The sequence below is a fragment of the Nocardia sp. NPDC055050 genome (assembly GCF_053608345.1).
In genome coordinates, this window is sequence record NZ_JBSGVG010000022.1 from 48,421 (window position 1) to 69,414 (window position 20,994).

The 20,994-nt window shown below is 68.7% G+C and carries 20 protein-coding genes; 13 read left to right on the forward strand and 7 right to left on the reverse strand.

What is annotated here, in order from left to right:
* The first annotated feature begins 151 nt into the window (after nucleotides 1-151).
* Complete coding sequence (locus ACWGCN_RS22405) at nucleotides 152-631, forward strand: hypothetical protein (RefSeq protein WP_452458385.1); 480 nt, start codon at nucleotides 152-154, stop codon at nucleotides 629-631.
* Between the two features lie 487 nt (nucleotides 632-1,118).
* Here the strand turns inward: ACWGCN_RS22405 and ACWGCN_RS22410 are convergent, their stop codons facing one another.
* The gene (locus ACWGCN_RS22410; RefSeq protein WP_452458398.1) at nucleotides 1,119-1,925 is read right to left on the reverse strand and encodes a sulfurtransferase; all 807 of its coding nucleotides are present in this window, start codon (nucleotides 1,923-1,925) and stop codon (nucleotides 1,119-1,121) included.
* Nucleotides 1,926-2,213: 288 nt separating this feature from the next.
* Between ACWGCN_RS22410 and ACWGCN_RS22415 the strand changes: the two genes are divergently transcribed.
* Nucleotides 2,214-3,416: a benzoate/H(+) symporter BenE family transporter gene (locus ACWGCN_RS22415; RefSeq protein ID WP_452458386.1), complete on the forward strand. Its 1,203-nt coding sequence runs from the start codon at nucleotides 2,214-2,216 to the stop codon at nucleotides 3,414-3,416.
* A 22-nt stretch (nucleotides 3,417-3,438) separates the two neighbouring features.
* Here the strand turns inward: ACWGCN_RS22415 and ACWGCN_RS22420 are convergent, their stop codons facing one another.
* Entirely contained in the window at nucleotides 3,439-3,930 is a 492-nt protein-coding gene (locus ACWGCN_RS22420; RefSeq protein ID WP_379312069.1) for an Lrp/AsnC family transcriptional regulator, read from the reverse strand.
* A gap of 171 nt (nucleotides 3,931-4,101) precedes the next feature.
* Here ACWGCN_RS22420 and pdhA point away from each other — a divergent pair, with 171 nt between their 5' ends.
* The 7 genes from pdhA to ACWGCN_RS22455 all read left to right on the forward strand — a co-directional run bounded on the left by pdhA (nucleotide 4,102) and on the right by ACWGCN_RS22455 (nucleotide 11,028).
* Complete coding sequence (gene pdhA, locus ACWGCN_RS22425; RefSeq protein ID WP_452458387.1) at nucleotides 4,102-5,184, forward strand: pyruvate dehydrogenase (acetyl-transferring) E1 component subunit alpha; 1,083 nt, start codon at nucleotides 4,102-4,104, stop codon at nucleotides 5,182-5,184.
* The gene (locus ACWGCN_RS22430) at nucleotides 5,181-6,155 is read left to right on the forward strand and encodes an alpha-ketoacid dehydrogenase subunit beta (RefSeq protein WP_378996244.1); all 975 of its coding nucleotides are present in this window, start codon (nucleotides 5,181-5,183) and stop codon (nucleotides 6,153-6,155) included. Before pdhA ends, ACWGCN_RS22430 begins: the two co-directional genes overlap by 4 nt.
* Nucleotides 6,155-7,489 carry a dihydrolipoamide acetyltransferase family protein gene (locus ACWGCN_RS22435; protein WP_452453994.1) on the forward strand — a complete coding sequence of 445 codons (1,335 nt, stop codon included), beginning with the start codon at nucleotides 6,155-6,157 and terminating at the stop codon, nucleotides 7,487-7,489. Before ACWGCN_RS22430 ends, ACWGCN_RS22435 begins: the two co-directional genes overlap by 1 nt.
* A 107-nt stretch (nucleotides 7,490-7,596) precedes the next feature.
* On the forward strand, nucleotides 7,597-8,292 hold the full coding sequence (locus ACWGCN_RS22440) for a hypothetical protein (protein WP_452458388.1): 696 nt from the start codon (nucleotides 7,597-7,599) through the stop codon (nucleotides 8,290-8,292).
* 85 nt (nucleotides 8,293-8,377) lie between these two features.
* A complete protein-coding gene (locus ACWGCN_RS22445) occupies nucleotides 8,378-9,769 on the forward strand; it encodes a nucleobase:cation symporter-2 family protein (RefSeq protein WP_452458389.1) in 1,392 nt (463 codons plus the stop codon).
* 112 nt (nucleotides 9,770-9,881) lie between these two features.
* Nucleotides 9,882-10,685, forward strand: a complete 804-nt coding sequence (locus tag ACWGCN_RS22450; RefSeq protein ID WP_452458390.1) for an SDR family oxidoreductase — start codon at nucleotides 9,882-9,884, stop codon at nucleotides 10,683-10,685.
* A gap of 127 nt (nucleotides 10,686-10,812) precedes the next feature.
* Entirely contained in the window at nucleotides 10,813-11,028 is a 216-nt protein-coding gene (locus ACWGCN_RS22455; RefSeq protein WP_378995490.1) for a hypothetical protein, read from the forward strand.
* A 66-nt stretch (nucleotides 11,029-11,094) separates the two neighbouring features.
* On the opposite strand, the gene ACWGCN_RS22460 is transcribed toward ACWGCN_RS22455, so the two are convergent.
* The gene (locus ACWGCN_RS22460) at nucleotides 11,095-11,511 is read right to left on the reverse strand and encodes an acyl-CoA thioesterase (protein WP_378995488.1); all 417 of its coding nucleotides are present in this window, start codon (nucleotides 11,509-11,511) and stop codon (nucleotides 11,095-11,097) included.
* Between the two features lie 7 nt (nucleotides 11,512-11,518).
* Nucleotides 11,519-12,451 carry an AraC family transcriptional regulator gene (locus tag ACWGCN_RS22465; protein WP_378995486.1) on the reverse strand — a complete coding sequence of 311 codons (933 nt, stop codon included), beginning with the start codon at nucleotides 12,449-12,451 and terminating at the stop codon, nucleotides 11,519-11,521.
* Nucleotides 12,452-12,545: 94 nt separating this feature from the next.
* Between ACWGCN_RS22465 and ACWGCN_RS22470 the strand changes: the two genes are divergently transcribed.
* A complete protein-coding gene (locus tag ACWGCN_RS22470; protein WP_378995484.1) occupies nucleotides 12,546-13,391 on the forward strand; it encodes an NAD(P)H-binding protein in 846 nt (281 codons plus the stop codon).
* 114 nt (nucleotides 13,392-13,505) lie between these two features.
* On the forward strand, nucleotides 13,506-14,843 hold the full coding sequence (locus tag ACWGCN_RS22475) for an MFS transporter (RefSeq protein ID WP_452458391.1): 1,338 nt from the start codon (nucleotides 13,506-13,508) through the stop codon (nucleotides 14,841-14,843).
* On the opposite strand, the gene ACWGCN_RS22480 is transcribed toward ACWGCN_RS22475, so the two are convergent.
* On the reverse strand, nucleotides 14,833-16,527 hold the full coding sequence (locus tag ACWGCN_RS22480; RefSeq protein ID WP_387448004.1) for a nitroreductase family deazaflavin-dependent oxidoreductase: 1,695 nt from the start codon (nucleotides 16,525-16,527) through the stop codon (nucleotides 14,833-14,835). The two genes, ACWGCN_RS22475 and ACWGCN_RS22480, sit on opposite strands and share 11 nt — an antisense overlap.
* Nucleotides 16,528-16,631: 104 nt before the next feature.
* Between ACWGCN_RS22480 and ACWGCN_RS22485 the strand changes: the two genes are divergently transcribed.
* Nucleotides 16,632-17,207, forward strand: coding sequence for a TetR/AcrR family transcriptional regulator (locus ACWGCN_RS22485; protein WP_452458392.1), 576 nt, complete (start codon nucleotides 16,632-16,634; stop codon nucleotides 17,205-17,207).
* A gap of 58 nt (nucleotides 17,208-17,265) precedes the next feature.
* Here ACWGCN_RS22485 and ACWGCN_RS22490 read toward each other — a convergent pair whose 3' ends face one another.
* Entirely contained in the window at nucleotides 17,266-18,423 is a 1,158-nt protein-coding gene (locus tag ACWGCN_RS22490) for a DUF5925 domain-containing protein (RefSeq protein ID WP_452458393.1), read from the reverse strand.
* 98 nt (nucleotides 18,424-18,521) lie between these two features.
* On the opposite strand from ACWGCN_RS22490, the gene ACWGCN_RS22495 reads away from it, so the two are divergent.
* Nucleotides 18,522-20,087: an MFS transporter gene (locus ACWGCN_RS22495; protein WP_452458394.1), complete on the forward strand. Its 1,566-nt coding sequence runs from the start codon at nucleotides 18,522-18,524 to the stop codon at nucleotides 20,085-20,087.
* A gap of 118 nt (nucleotides 20,088-20,205) precedes the next feature.
* Here the strand turns inward: ACWGCN_RS22495 and ACWGCN_RS22500 are convergent, their stop codons facing one another.
* A complete protein-coding gene (locus tag ACWGCN_RS22500) occupies nucleotides 20,206-20,922 on the reverse strand; it encodes a hypothetical protein (RefSeq protein WP_378995474.1) in 717 nt (238 codons plus the stop codon).
* Nucleotides 20,923-20,994 lie beyond the last annotated feature (72 nt).

The window sequence follows — 20,994 nt, forward strand, 5'->3', positions numbered from 1 at the left end:
CCGACCGGACTCGTAGCCCAAAGCGCCGGAGATCCGCTGGATCGTGGTCGTTCGACTGTCCGAGGGTGGTCGCGGTAGCTCCGAACGCGGTCGCGGCTGCACCGGTCCAGTCGGCCTGTATCCACCCGGTGCCCGCGGACAGGTTCTGCGAGTGGGCGAAGTCGTTGATGCCGAGCAGGCCGATCCGCTTACCCACTCCCTGCAGCGCCTCCCAGTCCGCTTCCACCGGTGCCAGGTAATCGGCGACGGGCTTGATGCCGATGGTCCGGCCGAGCGGCTCGTCGTAGGAGGTGAGCAGCTCGACGCAGCCGGTGACGACCTGGCGGACCGTGTACTGGGCTTCCTCCACGTTCTGCAGACTGGGCTGCTGCAGGCCGGTGAATCGGCGGATGTCCCCGGCCTGGCTTGTCGCCGCGACACCCTGCCCGTCGGTGAAGCTCGCCGCGGCCTGGTTGATCGAGACAGCGTGCTGCTCATCGGAATTCTTGTACGCGGTGGCCGCGGTCCCCAGTCCGGAACCCAGTGTGCCGAGGGCGCTCGTGTCCTTCTGATGGTCGCCGGACAGTGTGGTTTGCAGCTTCTGGATCGACACCGTCAGCTGTGCCAGCTGTCCGGCTGTTCCGGCTGGTAGCGCTAAACCTGGTAGTAAACGGCCCGCGTTCTCGGTGAAATTGGCGCCGATGTCCTGGAGATCCAGTGTGAAGCCGGACAGCTTCGACACATCAACAGTAAAGTCGACCATTCGATCCCTCCGAGACAAACGCTGCGCACATGGTGACCCGGGACAACCGCAGCCGGGTCACCGAGGCTCGGGCCGGGCGAACCGGCAACCAATCCTGGCAACCAGCGAATCCAACTCGGCCACATCATGATCCAACACCACACACTACGACACCCCGGCCGCATGGCTGCCGCCCGCGCGCCCCAACCACTGCTTCTACGCCGCCGAGTACCTCACCGTGGCGGTCGACTACGACCTACCCGTCACCGCCGCGGACAACGCCACCCTCCACGACATCGCCCGCGGCTGCCCGTGAGCTCGGGTGGGTCCGCAGCCGGTCCGAGCCAGTGCTGTCACACCACCGAACCCCGCGGTCGCCAGGCACTCCCAGCAGCGCCTACTCTCCGGTCGCCACCGCCCGTTTCGGATCGTTCGACCACTGCGAGTACGAGCCCGGGTAGAGGGCGGCGTCGATGCCCGCGATCGCCAGCGCCGCGATCTGGTGGGCAGCGGTGACGCCGGAGCCGCAGTACACCGCGACCGGGCCGTCGCCGAATCCCGCGAAGCGTGCGCGCAGTTCTTCGGCATTCCGGAAATGCCCTGTGCCATCCAGGTTTTCAGCGGTCGGTGCGCTCACCGCGCCGGGGATGTGTCCGGGACGCGGATCGACCGGTTCGACCTCGCCGCGATACCGCTCGCCCGCGCGCGCGTCGAGCAGCACACCCGGCCATTTCGCGACGGCGTCGGCATCGACCATCGGCAAACCGCCGGGCCGCACCACCAAATCACCACCCACCGGATCCGGTTCGGCGCCGGTCGCGACTTCCCCACCGGCCGCGATCCACGCGGGCAGCCCGCCGTCGAGGATGCGCACGTTGTCCACACCGGCCCAGCGCAGCAGCCACCACGCCCTCGCGGCCGCCATGCCGCCGGTCGCGTCGTAGACCACCACCGGGTCGCCCGAGCTCAATCCCCAACTGCGCGCGCATTTCTCGAGGGTGCCGGGATCTGGCAGCGGATGCCTGCCGCGTGGGGGCGCCGGCGCGGCGGCCAATTCGGTCTCCAGATCGACGAACACCGCGCCCGGAACATGCCCGTCGAGGTAGTGCTGCGGGCCATCGGGATCGCCCAGCGCCCACCGCACATCGAGCAGGTGAATCGGCTTGTCCGCCAGCTCTTCCCGAAGCTCAGCCGAGGTAATCAATACCGCGCCCACTCCCACTCCTCCTCCAAGCCCCCGCCTGCGAAACCGTCCTCGACACCCTACGCATCGAACCGGCTCCGCGGCACCTGTCGACGCACGACTTCACCCGGCAACGCCGACCGTGCCGGTGACTCCGGCGCGGCAACGCACGACGCCGGGCCCGCGAACCCGGTCGCATCGTTCACAGGCCGGTCGCGAAACTGGACCCACCATCGGCACGCACGAATCAGGCCACTTTCGCGAGACTGGCAGGCGACGACCCCCACCGCGTCGGGCAGTATCGGCACAATGTCGCAGGTCTCCACCACTTCGCCCGATATCGCCGACAAACCGGCGGGCATCGCACAGCCGCTCGGTGCGGGCGCCATCACGGCACTGGTCGGCTTCACGAGTTCGTTCGCGGTGGTGCTGAGTGGTTTGCGCGCGGTGGGGGCGAGTCCGGCGCAGGCCGCGTCGGGCCTGCTGATCCTGTGCTTCACTCAGGGCATCGGCATTCTGCTGCTGAGTGTGCGGTACCGGATCCCGATCACGCTGGCTTGGTCCACGCCGGGTGCCGCCCTGCTCGCGAGCACCGGACTGGTCGCGGGCGGCTGGCCGGGCGCGGTCGCGGCCTTCGCGGTGACCGGCGTACTGATCGTGATCACCGGGTTGTGGCAGCGGCTCGGCTCGCTGGTGGCCGCGATCCCCGTGCCGATCGCGCAGGCGATGCTGGCCGGTGTCCTCGTTCCGCTGTGCCTGGCCCCGGTGCAGGCGCTGCGCACCTCGCCCGCCGTGGTGGTCCCGGTCATCGTGGTGTGGCTGGTCCTGCAACGGTTCGCACCCAAGTGGGCCGTGCTCGTCGCCTTCGCCACGGCGGCCGTCGGTACGGGCATCGACATCGTGGTGAACAACCGGCACCTGGAATTGTCCGCCATGGTTCCGACTGTGGAATGGACTGTCCCCCAGTGGCATTGGCAGGCCGTCGTCGGCATCGCCATCCCGCTCTACATCGTCACCATGGCCTCGCAGAACATTCCGGGCGTCGCGGTGATGCGCTCGTTCGACTTCCAGGTCCCGTGGCGTCCGGCCATGCTCGTCACCGGTATCGGCACCATCCTCGGTGCGGCAGCGGGCGGCCACGCGATCAACCTCGCCGCGATCAGCGCCGCCCTCGCCGCCGCACCGTCGGCGAGCCCCGACCCCAAACGCCGGTGGATCGCCGCGGCGACAGCGGGCGCCGGCTACCTCGTCCTCGGCCTCGCCTCCGCCGCCCTGGTCACTCTCATCGCCGCCGCGCCGGCGGGCACCATCGAAACCGTCGCGGGCCTTGCCCTCCTCGCCACCCTCGCCGCCGCCCTGACCGGCGCGCTCAGCGACCCCGCCCATCGCATGGCAGCCCTGGTCACCTTCCTCGTCGCCGCCTCCGGCACCACCCTCTTCGGCATCGGCGGCGCCTTCTGGGCGCTGGTAGCCGGACTCGTCGTGCGCCGCTTCCTGCCCACCGGCACCTGAGGGTCCGGCGGCGGGGCCGAGTTCAGTTCGGTCCGGCCAGCCGGTCGAGCAACGGGCCGGTCCGCGGTCCCACCAGCTCACGCATGACCAGGGCCATATTGGTGCGCTCCACGCCGGGGATCTTCAGGATTCGGCCCGCGATGCGGTAGAGGTCGTCGGCGTCGCGGGCGACGATGCGGACGGTGAGATCGGTGGCGCCGGTCATCCCGCAGACCTCGGTGACCTCGGGGACGTCGGCCAGCTCGTCCACCACGCTGTCGAGTCGGTGCTGGTCGACCACGACCGCGACGAACGCTGCCAGTGGGTAGCCGAGGGCGCGCGGTTCCACCCGGCGTTCGAAGCTGCCGAGCACCCCACCGCTGTCCCAGCGCGCCAGACGCGCCTGCACCGTGTTGCGCGACAGGCCGAGGCGCGCCGCGAGCTCCACCCCGGTGGCACGGGGATTGGCGTTCAGCTCACGCAGCAAACGCGCGTCGGTGGCGTCGAGTGTCACGTCCGGTTCGCGACTGGTCATACAACGCAGTATGACAGCGCACCACCCCTGCAGACCATGCATTCTGCTCAGGTGCGCGCGTACCGCTTGCGCACACCGCGTTATGGTGGATGCTGAGTGATACACATCGCACTCAGCGGAGTGGCGTACCTGCATCGGCCCACAAGGCGCGGTGGCGAGGAGGCGATCACGATGTCGCAGAAGCAGACCTACCCGGTCCAGCTGGTTCAGCCCGACGGCCGCCGGGTGTTCGACAGGGAGCACGGCGCGCTCGTCGCCGACATCGATGCCGAGCGGTTGCGGCAGCTGTATCGGGACATGGTGATCACCCGCCGGATCGACATCGAGGCGACCGCGTTGCAACGCCAGGGCCAGCTCGGATTGTGGCCGCCGCTGCTCGGCCAGGAAGCCGCGCAGGTCGGCTCGGCGCACGCGCTGCACCCCGACGACTACGTGTTCTGCTCCTACCGCGAAACCGCCGTCGCCTACTGCCGTAGCGTCGCGCCCGAGCAGCTCACCGCCCTCTGGCGCGGCGTCTCACACCACTGCTGGGACCCCGGCGAGGTCAAGATGACCAATGCCAATATCGTCGTCGGATCCCAGGGGCTGCACGCGACCGGTTACGCCTTCGCCGCCCATCTCGACGGCGCCGATATCGCCACCATCGCCTACTTCGGCGACGGTGCGACGAGCCAGGGCGACCTCGCCGAGGCACTCGGATTCGCCGCGGCGTGGAGCGCGCCGGTCGTGTTCTTCTGCCAGAACAACCAGTGGGCGATCAGCGAACCGGTGGCCGTGCAGAGCCATACCCCGCTGGTCCGCCGAGCCGATGGTTACGGGATTCCGGGCGTGCAGGTCGACGGCAACGATGTGCTCGCCGTCCTCGCGGTCACCCGCCAGGCCGTCGAACGCGCGCGCACCGGCGGCGGCCCCACCTTCATCGAGGCGATGACCTACCGGATGGGCCCGCACACCACCGCCGACGACCCGACCCGCTACCGCACCGCCGCCGACACCGAGTACTGGGCCCAGCGCGACCCCATCGAGCGCGTGCGTCTACTCCTCGACCGCGATGGCGACCTCTCCCCCGAATTCACCCGGCAGGTCACCGACGAGGCCGACGAGGTCGCCCGCCGGCTGCGCACCGCGACAATCGAAATGCCCGACCCCGATCCCGTGCGGATGTTCGACAACGTCTACGCGACCGAGCATCCACTGATGACCGAAGAGCGCCAACAGCTCTCGGCCTACCTCGCCGAAGGAGCGCAGTCATGATCACCACCTTCGCCGGCGCCCTCAACGTCGGCCTGCGCAGCGCGATGGAAGACGACGCCAAAGTCGTCCTGCTCGGCGAGGACATCGGCCGGCTCGGTGGTGTGTTCCGCGTAACCGACACCTTGCAGAAGGATTTCGGCGACAATCGCGTCATCGACACACCACTGGCCGAATCCGGCATCGTCGGAACGGCTTTCGGGATGGCGTTGCGCGGATACCGCCCCGTGGTGGAGATCCAGTTCGACGGTTTCGTCTATCCGGCCTTCGACCAGATCGTGTCGCAGGTGGCCAAGATCCACAACCGTACCGGCGGAAAAGTGAAGGCACCGTTGACGATCCGCATTCCGTTCGGCGGTGGCATCGGCGCGGTCGAGCACCATTCGGAATCACCCGAGGTGTATTTCGCGCATACCGCGGGCCTTCGCGTTGTATCACCGAGTACGCCCGCCGACGCGTATTCGATGATTCGCCAGGCGATCTCACTGGACGACCCGGTGATCTTCTTCGAACCGAAACGTCGCTATTGGGACAAGGCCGACGTAGATTTCGAAGGCGAACCGGATCTGCCCCTGCACAGGGCCAGGGTCTGCACCCGCGGTGCCGACGCCACCGTCGTCGCCTACGGCGGTACCGTCGCCACCGCGCTCACCGCGGCGAAGATCGCCGCCGAGGAAGGACATTCGCTCGAGGTGATCGACCTGCGCAGTCTCTCGCCGATCGACGTCGACACGATCGCGGAATCGGTGGACAAGACCGGCAGGCTGGTCATCGTGCACGAGGCGCCCGTGTTCGCCGGGCTCGGCGCCGAGATCGCGGCCCGCGTCACCGAACGCTGCTTCTATCACCTCGAGGCGCCGGTGCTGCGCGTCGGTGGCTACGACATCCCCTACCCCCCGGCTAAGCTCGAAAAGCACCACCTGCCCGACCCCGACCGCATTCTGGCGGCGGTCGACCGCTGTCTAGCCGCGTGATGAAAGGTGCCCTCGTGCCGGAACCAGCCGCCGATGACGACGGTCATGTTCTCGAGTTCCGCCTTCCCGACCTGGGTGAAGGCCTGGCCGACGGCGACCTGGTGTCCTGGGCCGTCGCGGTCGGCGACACGGTGGAACTGAACCAGACCATCGCCGAGGTGGAGACCGCGAAGGCGGTGGTGGCGCTGCCGTCGCCGTTCTCCGGGGTCGTGGTCGAACTGCTCGCTCAGCCCGGTGACACCGTCCCGGTCGGCGCGCCGCTGATCCGGGTGCGCAACGATCTCGAGGTGTCGGCCCCACCGACCGCGGAGCCCCGCACGAACGTGCTGGTGGGTTATGGGCCCGAGGCCGAATCGACCTCGCGGAGAAGGAAAGCCACGCCGTCCATGGCCTCGAGCACGCCGAGCACCCATCGCGCCGCCGCGACTCCGGCGGCCCGCAAACTGGCCAAGGAACTCGGCATCGACCTGTGGTTCGTCGCGGGGTCGGGGCCGGAGGGCGCGGTCACCGTCGACGATGTGCGCTCGGCCGTGCCGGTGACCCAGCCGCGCACCCCCGCCCGCCTCGGCGATGTCGTGCGCGCTCCGTCCAACGGCCACATCACCGACGGGGACGGCCTGATCGAGCCGACCGCCCGGGAAGAACGCACTCCCGTCACGGGCATCCGGAAGCGCACCGCCGCCGCGATGCAGGCCAGTTCGCGCACGATTCCCCAGGCCAGCACCTTCGTCACCGTCGACTGCACCGCCTCGATGGAACTGCTCGATCACCTGCGCACCACCAAGTCCTTCGAAGGTCTCACGCTCACGCCACTGGCGCTGGTCGCCAAGGCCACGCTGGCGGCGATCGCGGAGTATCCGGGGATCAATACCGCGTGGGACGAGCAGAACCAGGAGATCGTCACCAAGCACTATGTGAACCTGGGGATCGCGGTCGCCTCGGATCGCGGCCTGATGGTGCCCAATCTCAAGGAGGCTCAGTCACTGAGCCTGCGCGAGCTGTGCCGCGAGATCAGCTGGGCGGCCGACACCGCCCGCTCCGGCAACGCCACCCCGAACGACCTGCGCGGCGGCACCTTCACCCTCACCAACGTGGGCGTCTTCGGTGTCGACAGCGGAGTCCCGCTGGTGAATCCGGGCGAGGCCGCGATCCTGTGCCTCGGCTCGATCCGCAAGCGCCCCTGGGTTTTCCGTGACGAACTGGCCGTGCGCTGGGTCACCACCCTCGGCCTCAGCTTCGACCACCGCATGGTCGACGGCGAACTCGGCGCCCGCTTCCTCGCCACCACAGCGGGTTTCCTGGAGGACCCGTTGACGCTGCTCAGCCGCATCTGAGCACGCGTCGGGACCCGGCCGTATAGTTCGGGCCGGTGCGCGTCCGACCGGACCGCGCACCGTGCGAACGAATTTCGGCAGGTGTATCCGAGGAAAAAGGGGGCGTCATGGGGTATCCGTATGGGCAGCAGCAAGGTCAGGGCTATCCGCCGGTCGGCCAGCAGGGCTACAACCCGTATGGCCAAGCCCTTCCCGGATATGGCGCACCGGGCCCCGGAGCTCCCGGATACGGCGTTCCCGGGCCCGGGTACGGCGCTCCCGGATACGGAACGCCCGGCCCTGGTGCACCCGGATACGGCTATCCCCAACCACCCGCTACCGGGGGCACGGCGATCACCGCAGCTGTGCTCGCCCTGCTGCTTTCCTTGATAGGCGCGGCAGGGTTGGCGATCGGCTACGCGATGGTGGGGGACAACAGCGCCGGCCCGCTGGTCCAGTTGCCGGACGGCAGCTTCGGGTACAAGTCCGTGCCCGTCTCGTCCATGGTGATGACCTACTTCGTGGTCGGAGCCGTCGTCGCCGGGCTGTGGTTCATCGGCGCGACGCTGCTGTTCCTCCGCAAATCGGCCGGCCGAGTGATCATCATCATCCTGGCGTCGCTCACCGCGCTCGGCGGCCTCGTCTCCCTCGTGTTCACTCTCGGATCCGGGGTGAGCTCGGTCGCGGGTGTGGCCATCGGCCTGATCCAAGCCGGGTTCGCGACGCTGATCCTGTGCCTGGCCGCGGCCGGGTCGACCGGGCGCTGGATCCGGGCAGCACAGCAGCAACCGAACTACCCACAGGGCGGCTACCAGCAGTATTGAACCCACCGGGTGATATATCCGACCCGCAACGCCGACGAAACACGGCGCTCACTCACGGTAAAAAACGGGGACTACAACCTGTTACATGAGTGAGGCGCATCCCGTCGACACCCGGTTGCCGTTCGCTCGGCAACTGGCGTTCGGCATCCAGCACGTCCTGATCATGTACACCGGCTGTATCACCGTGCCGCTGGTCTTCGGCGCGGCCGCGGGGCTGGACCGGGCGACGATCGCGCTGTTGATCAGTGCGGACCTGCTGGTCGCGGGCATCATCACGCTGGTGCAGAGCCTCGGTGTCGGCAAGCTGGCCGGTGCGCGGTTGCCGATCGTCTGCGGCGCAACGTTCGTCGGGCTCAACCCGATGATCCTGATCGCCAAGGAGTACGGCCTCGACGCCGTGTACGGGTCGATGCTGGTCGGCGGTGTGGTCGGGGTGGCGCTGGCGTGGCCGTTCGCGCGGGTGGTGCGGTTCTTCCCGCCATTGGTCACCGGAACCGTCCTGACCGTGGTCGGGGTATCGCTGATCGGGGTCGCCGGGGGCCTGATCATCGGGACCGACCCGAAGTCGGCCGGCTTCGCCTCGCCCTCCAATATCGGGCTGGCGGCGGTGGTGGTGCTGATCGCGGTGGGCTTCGTCTGCCTCGGACGCGGCGTGTGGTCGCAACTCGGTGTGCTGATCGCGCTGGTCGCGGGCATCGTGATCGCGCTGCCGATGGGACTGATCACCACCGTCGGGATCGGTACCGCCGACTGGATAGGGATCCCGCAGCCGTTCCACTTCGGGTCGCCACAGTTCCCGGTGACCGCCGTGGTGGCGATGAGCATCGTGATGGCCGTGGTGTTCGCCGAGTCGACCGCGAGCATGCTGGCGATCAGCGAGATCACTGGAAAACCACTGAGCAGGGGCGATCTCGCGCGCGGCCTGGTGGGCGACGGCCTGTCGGGTGTGCTCGGCGGCATCTTCACCGCGTTCGTCGACACGATCTTCAATCAGAACGTCGGCGCGGTCGCCACGACCAGGGTCTTCAGCCGGTATGTCACCGCGGTGAGCGGCGCGATCCTGGTGGTGCTCGGGCTGGTGCCCCGCATCGGCGAGGTGGTGGCGGTGATTCCGAAGCCGGTGGTCGGCGGCGTCGGGCTGGTGCTGTTCGCGACGGTCGCCATCGTCGGCGTCACCACACTGCTCGAAGCCGATCTGACGGACCGGGTCAACGCGACCGTCGCGGCCACCGCCATCGGCATCGGCCTGCTGCCGGTGTTCACCAAGGACATGTTCGACAAGTTCCCCACCTCGGCGCAGATCCTTCTCGACAGCGGCGTCACCCTCGGCGCGGCCACCGCGTTCTTGCTGAACCTGGTCTTCAACCACACCCCGCTCGGCGCGATGGCCCGCGCCGCGATCGTCACACCGGCCGATACGGAAGAACCCGCCACCGAAGACGAACCAACGACCACGAGCCCCGCCGTCGCCACCTGATCGAGTCATAAACCACACCGCGCCACCGCCATGACCGCACTCCCAGCCCCGCACGGGACCGCCATGGGCGCGAACTCGAGCGCGCCAGCGCTCCAAAAGTTACTGTGCGGGGATGGAGATAGCAGGCAAGGTCGCGATCGTCACCGGCGCGGGTGCGGGTATCGGTGCCGCACTCGCCTATCGTCTCGTCGCCGGTGACGCGAAGGTCGTCGTCGCCGATCTCGATGTGGACAGCGCGGCGAAGGTAGCGGCCGACCTCGGTGACAACGCGATCGCGGTCGGCGGCGATGTGGCCGACGAGCAGGTCGTGGCGGAGTCGATCGCCACCGCCGAACGCGAATTCGGTCCGGTGGACCTGTATTTCGCGAACGCGGGCATCGGCGGCGGTCCCGGCCTGGACAGCACGGAGGCCCAGTGGGCGAGCACCATCGAGGTTAATGTGATGGCCCACGTGCGGGCCGCGAAACTGCTCGTTCCCGGTTGGCTCGAGCGTGGCAGTGGCTACTTCGTCTCCACCGCCTCCGCCGCGGGGCTGCTCACCCAAATCGGTTCCGCCCCTTATTCGGTGACCAAACACGCTGCGGTGGGCTTCGCCGAATGGCTTTCGGTGACCTACGGCGACAAGGGCATTCGCGTGAGCTGCCTGTGTCCGATGGGTGTGGACACCCAGCTGCTCACCGGTGCGCTCATCCCCGACGACCCGGAGGCGGGCGCGCTGGCGATCAAGGCCGTGAAGACCGCGGGCGCGGTGCTCTCCCCCGAAGAAGTCGCCGAAACTGTCGTCGAGGCGATGGCCGCCGAACACTTCCTGATCCTGCCGCACCCCGAGGTACTGCAGATGTACCGCAACAAGGGTTCGGACTACGACCGGTGGATTTCCGGTATGCGCCGGTTCCAGACCATGCTGCGCGCGTGAACAGCGGACGGTGCGCCCGAAAAAATTCGGCGAGGTAGCGGCGAGATCGCTCGATTCCTGCCACGATAGTCTCCAAGCCGCCGGTCACGATCCGCTGATCGGTGAAGGTCTACGCGGAGATCCGGCGATGGCGCACCTGATGTATTTCAAGAAGATTCGCGACGAGCTCACCGAGGTCGAGTACCTATGGGGGCCGAGCCGAGAACAACTCGACTCGTCCCTGGTCATCGACAAGAAGACCTTCGCCGCCCTCCCCGGACCACCCGACTCGCCCGCGGGCCAGATCATCCTGCGCGCCCGCCGCGGCAGCGAGTGGCCCGAGGTCGGCGTCATTGCATCCTGAAAGCTGTGCCACGACGGGCTTCAGAGTCGACATTGCCCCGAGGTCGGCGTCATAGCCTCGTAAACGCTACTCGGTGACGAGCTCCGCGGCTGCTGTCCGCACCACCTCGGGGATCGCCACCGGTTTGCGGGTGTCGGCGTCGACATAGACGTGGACGAATTCGCCGGTGGCGGCGAGCTCGAGCCCGCCGTCGCCCGCGCGGAAGATCGCCAGGTCGTAGGTGATGCTCGAGGTGCCGAGGCGGGCGATCCGCAGGCCCACCTGGAGCTGGTCGGGAAAGCTGACCGAGCCATGGAATCGGCACGACGTCTGCGCGACGACGCCGAGCGCGGGCAGCTCGGTGATGTCGGTACCGGTGGCGCGCATCAGCCAGGCGTTCACGGCGGTGTCGAAGTAGGAGTAGTAGGTCACGTTGTTCACGTGGCCGTACTGGTCGTTGTCGGCCCACCGGGTCGGCATCGGCCACAGGACGGGATAGCTCATCGGGCCATCATGCCGCGCTCCCCTGCCGGTGGTCGCGCGGGCTCACCCCGAAGTGCCGTTTGAAGGCGGTGCTGAGGGCGAAGGCGCTGCCGTATCCGACCTGGTGAGCGATGGATTCCACCGTCGCGTCGGATTCGGCGAGCAGATCGGCGGCGAGCGAGAGCCGCCATTCGGTCAGAAAGCTCATCGGCGGTTCCCCGACCAGCTCGCTGAACCGGCGGGCCAGCGCGGCCCGGGACATGCCGACCGCTTCGGCCAGGGCGACCACCGTCCACGGATGGGCCGGATTGTGCTGGAGCAGGCGCAGGGCCTTGCCGACCAGCGGATCACTGTAGGCGTGGTACCAGGCGGGGGCGTCGTCGCGGGCGAACCAGGCACGCAGGGCGGCGATGAGCAGCAGGTCGAGCAGGCGGTCGAGAACGGCGGTCTGCGCGGGCAGGTCCTTGGTCGCTTCGTCGACGAGCAGATCGAGCAGGCGGGTATCGAGCTCGCCGCGCGGCAGCACCGCGACCTGCGGCAGCGCACGCAGCAACCGTCTGCTCACCGCGCCCGCGGATTCGTAGGTTCCGGTGACCATCAGCGTCTCGCCGTCGATATCGGTGCCCCACTGGCGCACGCCCAGACTCAGTGTCTCGCACAGGATCTCGCCCTCGGGCGTCGTGGTGACCTGCCCCGGCTGGATGACGACCTGGGGTTCGGTCGCCGGATCGTCGGCCACCGTATACGGCTGCGGCCCACGGAAAACCGCGACGTCGCCCGCGCCGAGTTGCCGCGGCGGCATGGAATCGGTGCTGACCCAAGCCTTTCCGCGGATCATCGCGAGCACCGTGAGCGGGGCTTCGTCCTGCACGCGCAGCGACCACGGTGGGTTCAGCAGCGAACACATGAGGAACGCACCGCGGGCGCGTGGACCTTCGAGCAGACCGGCTAACGCATCCACCACTCCACAGTAGACGACAACCCGTAGACGACAACGCATGTTCGTGAGCGGCACGACGATGTCGCCGCGGGCCGCGCGACGGTGTACTTGTCTTATGACAAACACCGCTTCTCACCAGCAGCTTTCCCTCATCACCGGCGCTACCGGCAAGACCGGCAGCCGGGTGGCGGCCCTCCTCGAAGCCGCGGGCCGACCGGTCCGCCACGGCTCACGCACCGCGGCGATCCCCTTCGATTGGACCGACCGGCAGACCTGGGCGCCCGCGCTCGCCGGCGTCGACTCCGTCTACCTCGCCTTCCAGCCCGACCTCGCCGTACCCGGGGCCCCGGACATCATCCGTGCGTTCACCGCCGCCGCCCGAGCCGCGGGCGCGCGCTCGGTGGTGCTGCTGTCCGGTCGCGGCGAACCCGAAGCGCTGGAATGCGAAGAGATCGTGCAGAATTCGGGTCTGAGCTGGACCATCGTGCGCTGCGCCTTCTTCGCGCACAACTTCAGCGAAGGCGCCTTCGTCGACGACGTGCTCGCCGGTGCGGTGGCGCTGCCCAACGGCGATGTGCCGGAACCGTTCGTGCACGTCGACGACATCGCCGAGGTGGCGGCGGCCGCGCTCACCGACGCGCGCCACGCGGGTCAGCTCTACGAACTCACCGGCCCCCGCGCCCTGACCTTCGCCGACGCGGTCGGCGAGATCGCCGCGGCCACCGGTCGCGAGATCGCCTTCGTTCCCGTCTCCCGGCCGGAATTCGTTGCGGCCCTGAGCGAATACCAGGTCCCCGATGACGTGATCAGCCTGCTCGACTACCTGTTCGGCACCATCCTCGACGGCCGCAACACCGCCACCGCCGACGGTGTCCGCCGAGCCCTCGGCCGCGAGGCGCGCGATTTCACCGACTACGCCAAGGAAACCGCCGCCACCGGCGCCTGGACGCCTCGGCAGTAGTCGGACAGTTGATCACCAGGCCCGCACCGAGACAGCGCCCGAACGGCGAACTCGTAGGGCCTGGTGATCTTGAATTGCCGGGTACCCCCGCGCCGAGGCGGTACCGTCGAAGTGGTGGGTTCAGCGACGATCGACCGCAAGTTTCGGACGGCCCGCGCCGCCGTGTTCGCGGCCTTCACGCTGAACGGGGTGCTGCTCGCGATGTGGGTGGTCCACATTCCGGCGATCACCGACCGAGCCGGGGTGTCGGCCTCGATGCTCAGCGTGCTCGTGCTACTGATGGCCGGCGCCGCGCTCGTCGGCATGCGGCTCGCGGGCCCGGCTGCCGACCGGTTCGGCAGCCGCACACTGGTCGCCTCGGCCGCGTCGGCGATCTCGGTGACCGTGCTCGGCCCGGGACTGGCGACCAGCCCGATCACCTTGGCGATCGCTGTGGCGTGCTTCGGGTTCGGCATGGGCGCCCTCGACGTATCGATGAACACCCAGGCGGTGTACGTCGAACGGGCGTATCACCGGCCGATCATGTCCGCCTTCCATGCGATGTTCTCGGCGGGCGGGTTCGTCGGGTCGCTGGCGGGCGCGGCCGCGCAGTACGCGCAGTGGCCGCCGCAGCTGACGTTGACGTGCGCCGGGATCGCGGGATTGGTCGTCACCGCTGCCCTGGTGCCGCACCTGCTCGGCCGTCAACAGCCCGAATCACCCTCGCACCTCGAAGATTACGACAACGAGGGTGCGCGATCCGCGAACAGCGCGCGAGAGCGGCCGACAGCCGACGCAAGCGAACCGGCGGACCTGCGACACTGCACCGACGCGGGCAGCTCGACAGGTTCACTGCCCGGAACCTCCGGTCCCGCCGCTTCTGTTCGGCCCCGCGCCGAGAATCGCACCGACCAGCACGGCGAACGACACCAGCGGGCCCGAAAAGTGCTCTCGCTCGGGGCCGTCGCGTTCGTGCTGCTACTCGCGGAGGGCGTGGCGGCCGACTGGAGCGCGCTCCAGGTTCGCGAGCGCCTCGATACTTCCGAAGCCGATGCCGCCCTTGCCTTCGGCGCCTTCTCCGCGACGATGACCCTCGGACGATTCCTCGCGGACAGGGTGACCGGTGCGATCGGCCCGGTCGCTATCGTTCGCTACGGAAGTCTGCTCGCCGCAGCGGGATTCGCGGTGGTCATCGGATCGCCGTGGTTGCCACTCACCCTGCTCGGCTGGGCGATGTGTGGCCTCGGCCTGGCGGGCGGCGTCCCCCAGATCTTCTCCACCGCGGGCAATCTCGGCGGCACGACAGCAGCCACGGACATGTCGCGCGTCTTCACCATCGGCTACCTCGGCCTGCTCGCGGGCCCCGCGATGATCGGCTGGCTCACCGCCGTGATCCCGCTCACCGCGGCGCTGACCGTTCCGCTGGTCCTCACCCTGGCCTGCGCGGCCACGGCGAACGTCGTCAGTCGGTGAAGGTGATCCGGACCGAGACCGGCGTGCTCTGCAATGCGCGGAAGGTGGCCGCGGTCAGCCCGGCGAACACCGGATTGGGTGCGAAGGTGCGAGCCCGCGCGACGACATCGTCGGCCGGGCGCAGCTCAGCGGTCCCGGTTCGCCACCGCTTCCCCTGGCGGACCCGCACTGTCGGTTCCGCGCCGATATTGGCGGCCCACCCCGACCTGGTCCCGTGCTGGCTGATCACCCACGCGCCGCTGTCGTCGAACGCCACCGAGACCGGCACCACCCTGGCCTGCCCGGATTTGCGTCCGATCGTCTCGAGCTCGGTCGCGAACGAGGTGCGGATGCCGATCCGGCTCAGCGCGCGGACCGCCGGGTTGGCGACGTAGCGACCCACCGCCCGCTCGACCTCGAACTTGCGCCGCTTCGGGTCCTTGTTGTTCATGGTCGATCCCCTTCTGCTTCGGAACGCGTCGACGCCGTGATGCTTCAGCATGGCCGCTACCGTAAGCCACGGTGTGCGGTCGGGGTCGGGCTCGTCGCCCGCCCCGAGCAGATGCAGCTGATCAGTGTGCCACTGCAGGTCGAGGGCACCTTCGAGGCTCTTGACATTGGACAGTGTGGATACGCGCGCGGGCAGGCGCAGCGAGATCTGCGGGGAATGCAGTCGCGCGGTGCGCTCGTGCAGGATGTCACCCGCGGCATTCGGCGCCACCGCACTCGGCCTGCCGAGGCCGACCACATCGCACTCTCCCGACTCGACCGCGTCGACCATAGCGACGCGGGAACGGAATCCGCCGGTAACGGCCAGTGGCACCGACCCGGCGGCCGCCCGGACCGACTCGGCGTACTCGAGGAAGTACGCCTCGCGTGCGACGGTGCTCGCCGAACGCGCCGCCGGCCGGCCCATCATCGCCGGCGATTCGTAACTGCCGCCGCTGATCTCGATCAGATCCAGCTGCTCGGCGGCGAGGCGGCGCACCACCTCGCGCGACTCGTCCTCGGTGAAGCCGCCGCGCTGGAAGTCCGCGGAGTTGAGCTTGATCGCGACGGCGAACGACGTCGATACCTCGGCCCTGATCGCGCGCACCACCTCCAGCACGAATCGCGCCCGCCGTTGCGGGTCACCACCCCAGCGGTCGTCGCGCTGATTGGCCAGCGGTGAGAGGAACTGCGAGACGAGGTAGCCGTGCGCGCCGTGGATCTGCACGCCGTCGAAGCCCGCGCGCTCGGCGATCCGCGCGGTGGCGGCGAATCGGCGCACGATGTCGACGATCTCGGCGTCGGTGAGCGCGCGCGGCGCCGGGATGCCGGGCAGACCGAGCCCGATCGCCGAGGGCGCTACCGGCTGCGACCGGGTCGCGAGCGGATTCGCCTGCCTGCCAGGGTGATTGATCTGCATCCAGAGCCGGGCGCCACCGTCCTTGGCGGTTCGTGCCCAGCGGCGCAGGTCGTCGAGGTGGCGTTCGTCGGCGATCACGACATTGCCCGGCTCACCGAGGTGGTCGTGGTCGACCATCACGTTGCCGGTGACCACCAGACCGAAACCGCCGGTGCCCCAACGGCTGTAGAGCCGCTCGAGCCGTTCGTCCGGCGCACCGGCGGCGGTACCGAGCCCCTCGCTGAGCGCGGCCTTCATCAGCCGGTTGGGCAGCACTTGGCCGCACGGCAGGGCGAGCGGATCGCTCAGGGCTGTCATCGTCGGCTCCTCCGCGGATCACGTCGAGTACACCGATCGGTGTACTTACTCGACGGTAGTACACCGATCGGTATACTTCAATCGGACCGATCGAAAGGATGTCGATGGCAGCGCGCGACGGACTCGTCCAGAGCACGATCGACCTGGTGCGCCGCAACGGCGTAGCCGGGACCGGTGTCGCGAACCTGCTCGACCACAGCGGGCTCTCCCGCCGGACTATCTACCTGAACTTCCCCGGCGGCAAGTCCGAGTTGATCACCGAGGCCACCCGAGTCGCGGGCCGGGCGATGACCACGCTGATCGAGACCTTCAGCAAGACCACCAAGCCGGAGGAAACCATCGCGTCGTTCGCCGACGCGTGGAAACAAGTCGTCGAGTCCAGCGACTTCCTCGCCGGCTGCCCGATCGTGGCCGCGGCACTCGGACGCTCGGAGTCACCCGCGGCGGCCGACGCGGCAGGCGAGGCGTTCGACGACTGGGAGCGGACACTGGAGACCCGGCTCCGCGCGGAGAACATCGACCCCGACACCGCCAGCTCCTTGGCGACGACCGTCATCGCCACGATCGAGGGCGCGGTGGTGATGTCGCTGGCCAAGCACAGCACCGAGCCGCTCGACCGCGTCGGCCGTCACCTCACCGAGCTGGTCAGGGCGCACATCCGCCCCGTCGGCACACCTTGACCCGCACGCCCGACGGCCCTCCGGCCGAATCCGGAAAGGCCGTCTGCGCACGGGAACGCTAGAGGTACATGCCGACGTCGGTCGAGTGGTCGATGGTGGATCGGATCTGGATCCCGCCGTCGCGGTGGGCGACCAGTTCGGCCAGGGTCGCGCCGTCGGGAAAGCTCGACTCGGCGGCAGCGCCGTCCTGGCGGGCCAGCCACTCGTCGGCTTCCGTCGCCGAGAGCCGGCCGACCTCGAGTTGGGCCAGGCAGCGGCCCGGCCGCACCACGGCGGGGTGCAGCCGGGAGAGGTCTTCGTTGGTGGTGATCGCGATCAGCACATTGCGGCCCTGGCCCAGCATGCCGTCGGTGAGATTGAGCAGACGCGAAAGCTTCTGCCCCGCTGCTTCTTTCGCCTCACCACGGATCAGTTCGTCGCAGTCCTCCAGCACCAGCAGCCGCCAGCGGCCGTCCTCGTCGTCGCCGTCGGCACCCGCCGCGACTTCCATCAGATAGCCGGGATTGCTGAACAGTTCTTCCGGATCGACGACACAGTCGACCTGACACCACGGCGCCCACGACCGCGCGAGCGCACGCAGCGCGGTGGTCTTGCCGGTGCCGGGCTCACCGTGCAGCAGCACCAGCCGTCCCTTGATATCGGCGACGCCGAGCCCCATCAATCGCTCCATGCTCGCGGACACCGAGCCGGTGTAGTTGCCACGGATCTCCGCCCACGCGGGCGCCGCGATCTGGCGCCGTCTGCGCGCGGGGCGCCGGACGTCCATGTGCCAGAATCCCATCTCGACCGTGGCCGCACTGTCGCGTGACAGTGATGCCCCGTCGGTGGCCTGCGCCAGCACGTCGACGGCGAGTTCGTCGCTCACCGCGGTCACTTCGATCGTGGCCGAACCGCTCGCCCACCGCACGGCCCGCAATGCCCAGCCGTCACCGGCGGCGAGCAAGGCGCTGCTGTCGTCGTCGGCGACCGAGCGCACGATCCGCGAGTCGGCGGGCCGCAGCGCCGCGTCGGGGCGCACCCGGTCGAGGTGGGCCTGGCGGGCGAACGGCTGGTCGCCGCGCAGGAACGGGGCAAGGGCGAGCGCGTCGATCGCGTCGCGGGTCGAATAGGTGGAGTCGATGGTCGCCGACCACGGAAACGGCTCGCCCTGATCCTGCGGCTGACGCGGCGAATCGACGAGCCTGAGCTGTTCATTACGTGTGGACACCGAGCCCATGATCGTGGCCCTCGGCCCGGAATGTCCAATGACTTACGACGCGCACCGACGCGAAAACTCGCTGGCACCGTAGGCGAAGGCGTCGGTACGGTCGTAGGGTGACGTCCACTCAGCGCGACCAGTCCCCGCCGGAATCCGCCACGACGGCCGGGATCAAGGAGTGGATCGGACTGGCCGTCCTCGCCCTGCCGACGCTGCTCATCTCGATGGACCTGAGCGTGCTGTACCTGGCGATCCCGCGCATCAGCGAAGCACTCGAACCCAGCAGCTCCCAATTGCTGTGGATTCTCGACATCTACGGCTTCCTGGTCGCCGGCTTCCTCATCACCATGGGTACCCTCGGCGACCGCATCGGCCGGCGCAAACTCCTGATGACCGGCGCATTGGCCTTCGGCGCCGCCTCCGTGATCGCCGCGTACTCGACCAGCGCCAACATGCTGATCGGCACCCGCGCGCTGCTCGGCATCGCGGGCGCGACGCTGATGCCGTCCACGCTGGCGCTGATCCGCAACATGTTCCACGACGACCGCCAGCGCACCGCCGCGATCAGCGTGTGGATGACCAGTTTCATGGTCGGCATGGTGATCGGACCGCTCGTCGGTGGCGCGATGCTCGAGAACTTCTGGTGGGGTTCGGTATTCCTGGTGGCGGTGCCCGCGATGGTGCTGCTGCTGGCGACCGGCCCGTTCCTGCTGCCCGAGTACAAGGACCCGAATCCGGGCAAGCTCGACATTCTCAGCGCGGTCCTGTCACTGCTGTCGGTGATGGGCGTCATCTACGGCATCAAGGAGCTCGCCAAGGACGGCTGGTCGATCGAGGCCGTCGGCGTGCTGGTCGGCGGTCTGGTACTCGGCACGGTGTTCGTCCTGCGTCAGCAACGCCTGACCGATCCGCTGATCGACCTGCGCCTGTTCGGCAATGTCCGGTTCAGCGGATCACTGATCGCGTTGATGGTCGCCATGCTGGCGATGGGTGGGCTGTTCCTGCTGCTCGCGCAGTATCTGCAACTGGTGCTGGGCCTTTCGGCGTTCGAGGCCGGTCTGTGGACCGTGCCGCAGGCGGCGGCGATGGTCGTGGCTGCCGGGGTGGTGAGCGCGCTCGCGCCCAAGATCAGGCCCGCGTACCTGATGACCGGCGGCCTGATCATCGCCATGGCCGGGTACGCGCTGTTCACTCAGCTCGCCGGCGCCGACGACCTGGCGCTGATCGTCACCGGCATGGTGGTGTTCTCCCTCGGCCTGAGCCCGATGTTCGTCCTCGGCCTCGACCTGATCGTCGGCGCGGTCGACCCGGCGCGCGCCGGTGCCGCCTCCGCCATCTCCGAAACCGGTCAGGAATTGTCGGCGGCGCTGGGCGTGGCGGTGATCGGCAGCATCGGCACCGCCGTCTACCGCGGGCAGATGTCGGAGCAGCTGCCCGCCGGACTCCCGCCGGAGGTCGCGCAGGTGGCCGAGGACACCCTCGCGGGCGCCCTGCACGTCGCGACGACACTGCCCGAAACGCTGGGCGCCGAGTTGTCCACCGTCGCCCGCGAGGCCTACACCCAAGCGCTGCAGGTGAACTCGGTGGTCGGCATCGGGCTCACCGCCGTCGCCGCCGGGCTGGTCATGGGGCTGCTCCGGCACATCCCCGCGCCGAACGAGAAGACATCCGACATCGACTGACCGAAGTGGTTCGGACACAACAAATCCCGCCCGATGCTGACCGGGCGGGATTCGTCTCTCGCTGAGTTGTCCCCTCCGCGAGGTTCGTAGTCGGCCGATTCGGCCGAGGCCCTGACCGCTACTTGGTGGCCGGGGCGGGGTTGTTCGGCATCGGGGAGTTGATGGTGGTGAAGTACTGCACCGCGGCCATGATCGCGACGGGGGCGGTGATGAAGATCTGGCCCGCGAGGGTGCCGAGCGCGCCGATGGCCATGATGCCGGCGATGCAGCCAACGGCCGCGGCCGGAATGAACGGGCCGAACATGCCGACGATGGTGGCCGAGGCGATGGTGGCGCCCGCGATGCCGCCGAGCACACAACCGATCGCGCCGCCGCCGAGGCCGCCGACCAGGGTGGCGATGCTGGCGCCCAGGGAGATGGTGCCGGTCATGCGGCTCCAGGCGGCCTGCTCACGGTCGTACTCGCTCTTCCACGGAGCCACGTTCTCGTAGGGCAGCGCGACCGGCTTGTAGGTGGCGTGCGCCAGGTCGAACTGCGGGGTCAGCGTGGCGGTGCGACCGGAGATGTCGGCAGCGATCGGGAACACGAATTCGTCTACGCGGAAGGCCAATTCGGTACCCGCGACGGTGGTGCCGTTGGCGGCCTTGATCTTGAAGACGCCGTCCTCGACCACCATCGAGCCCGCGTCGGTGCCGATGATCGTCGAGGTCTCGGTGGTGGTGGACGTGTAGTTGATCGGCTCATCCGCGGCAGGTGCTGCGTGGCTGGTTCCGGCAGCGATGCCGAGGGCAACGCTGACGGTGGAGGCCAGCAGGGCGAACTTGGTGATTTTCACGGGGGTGAACCTTTCGTGTTCCTCGTGGTGAGATGCGCGGCGCACAAGCTGCGGTCCGGGCGAGATGTGACC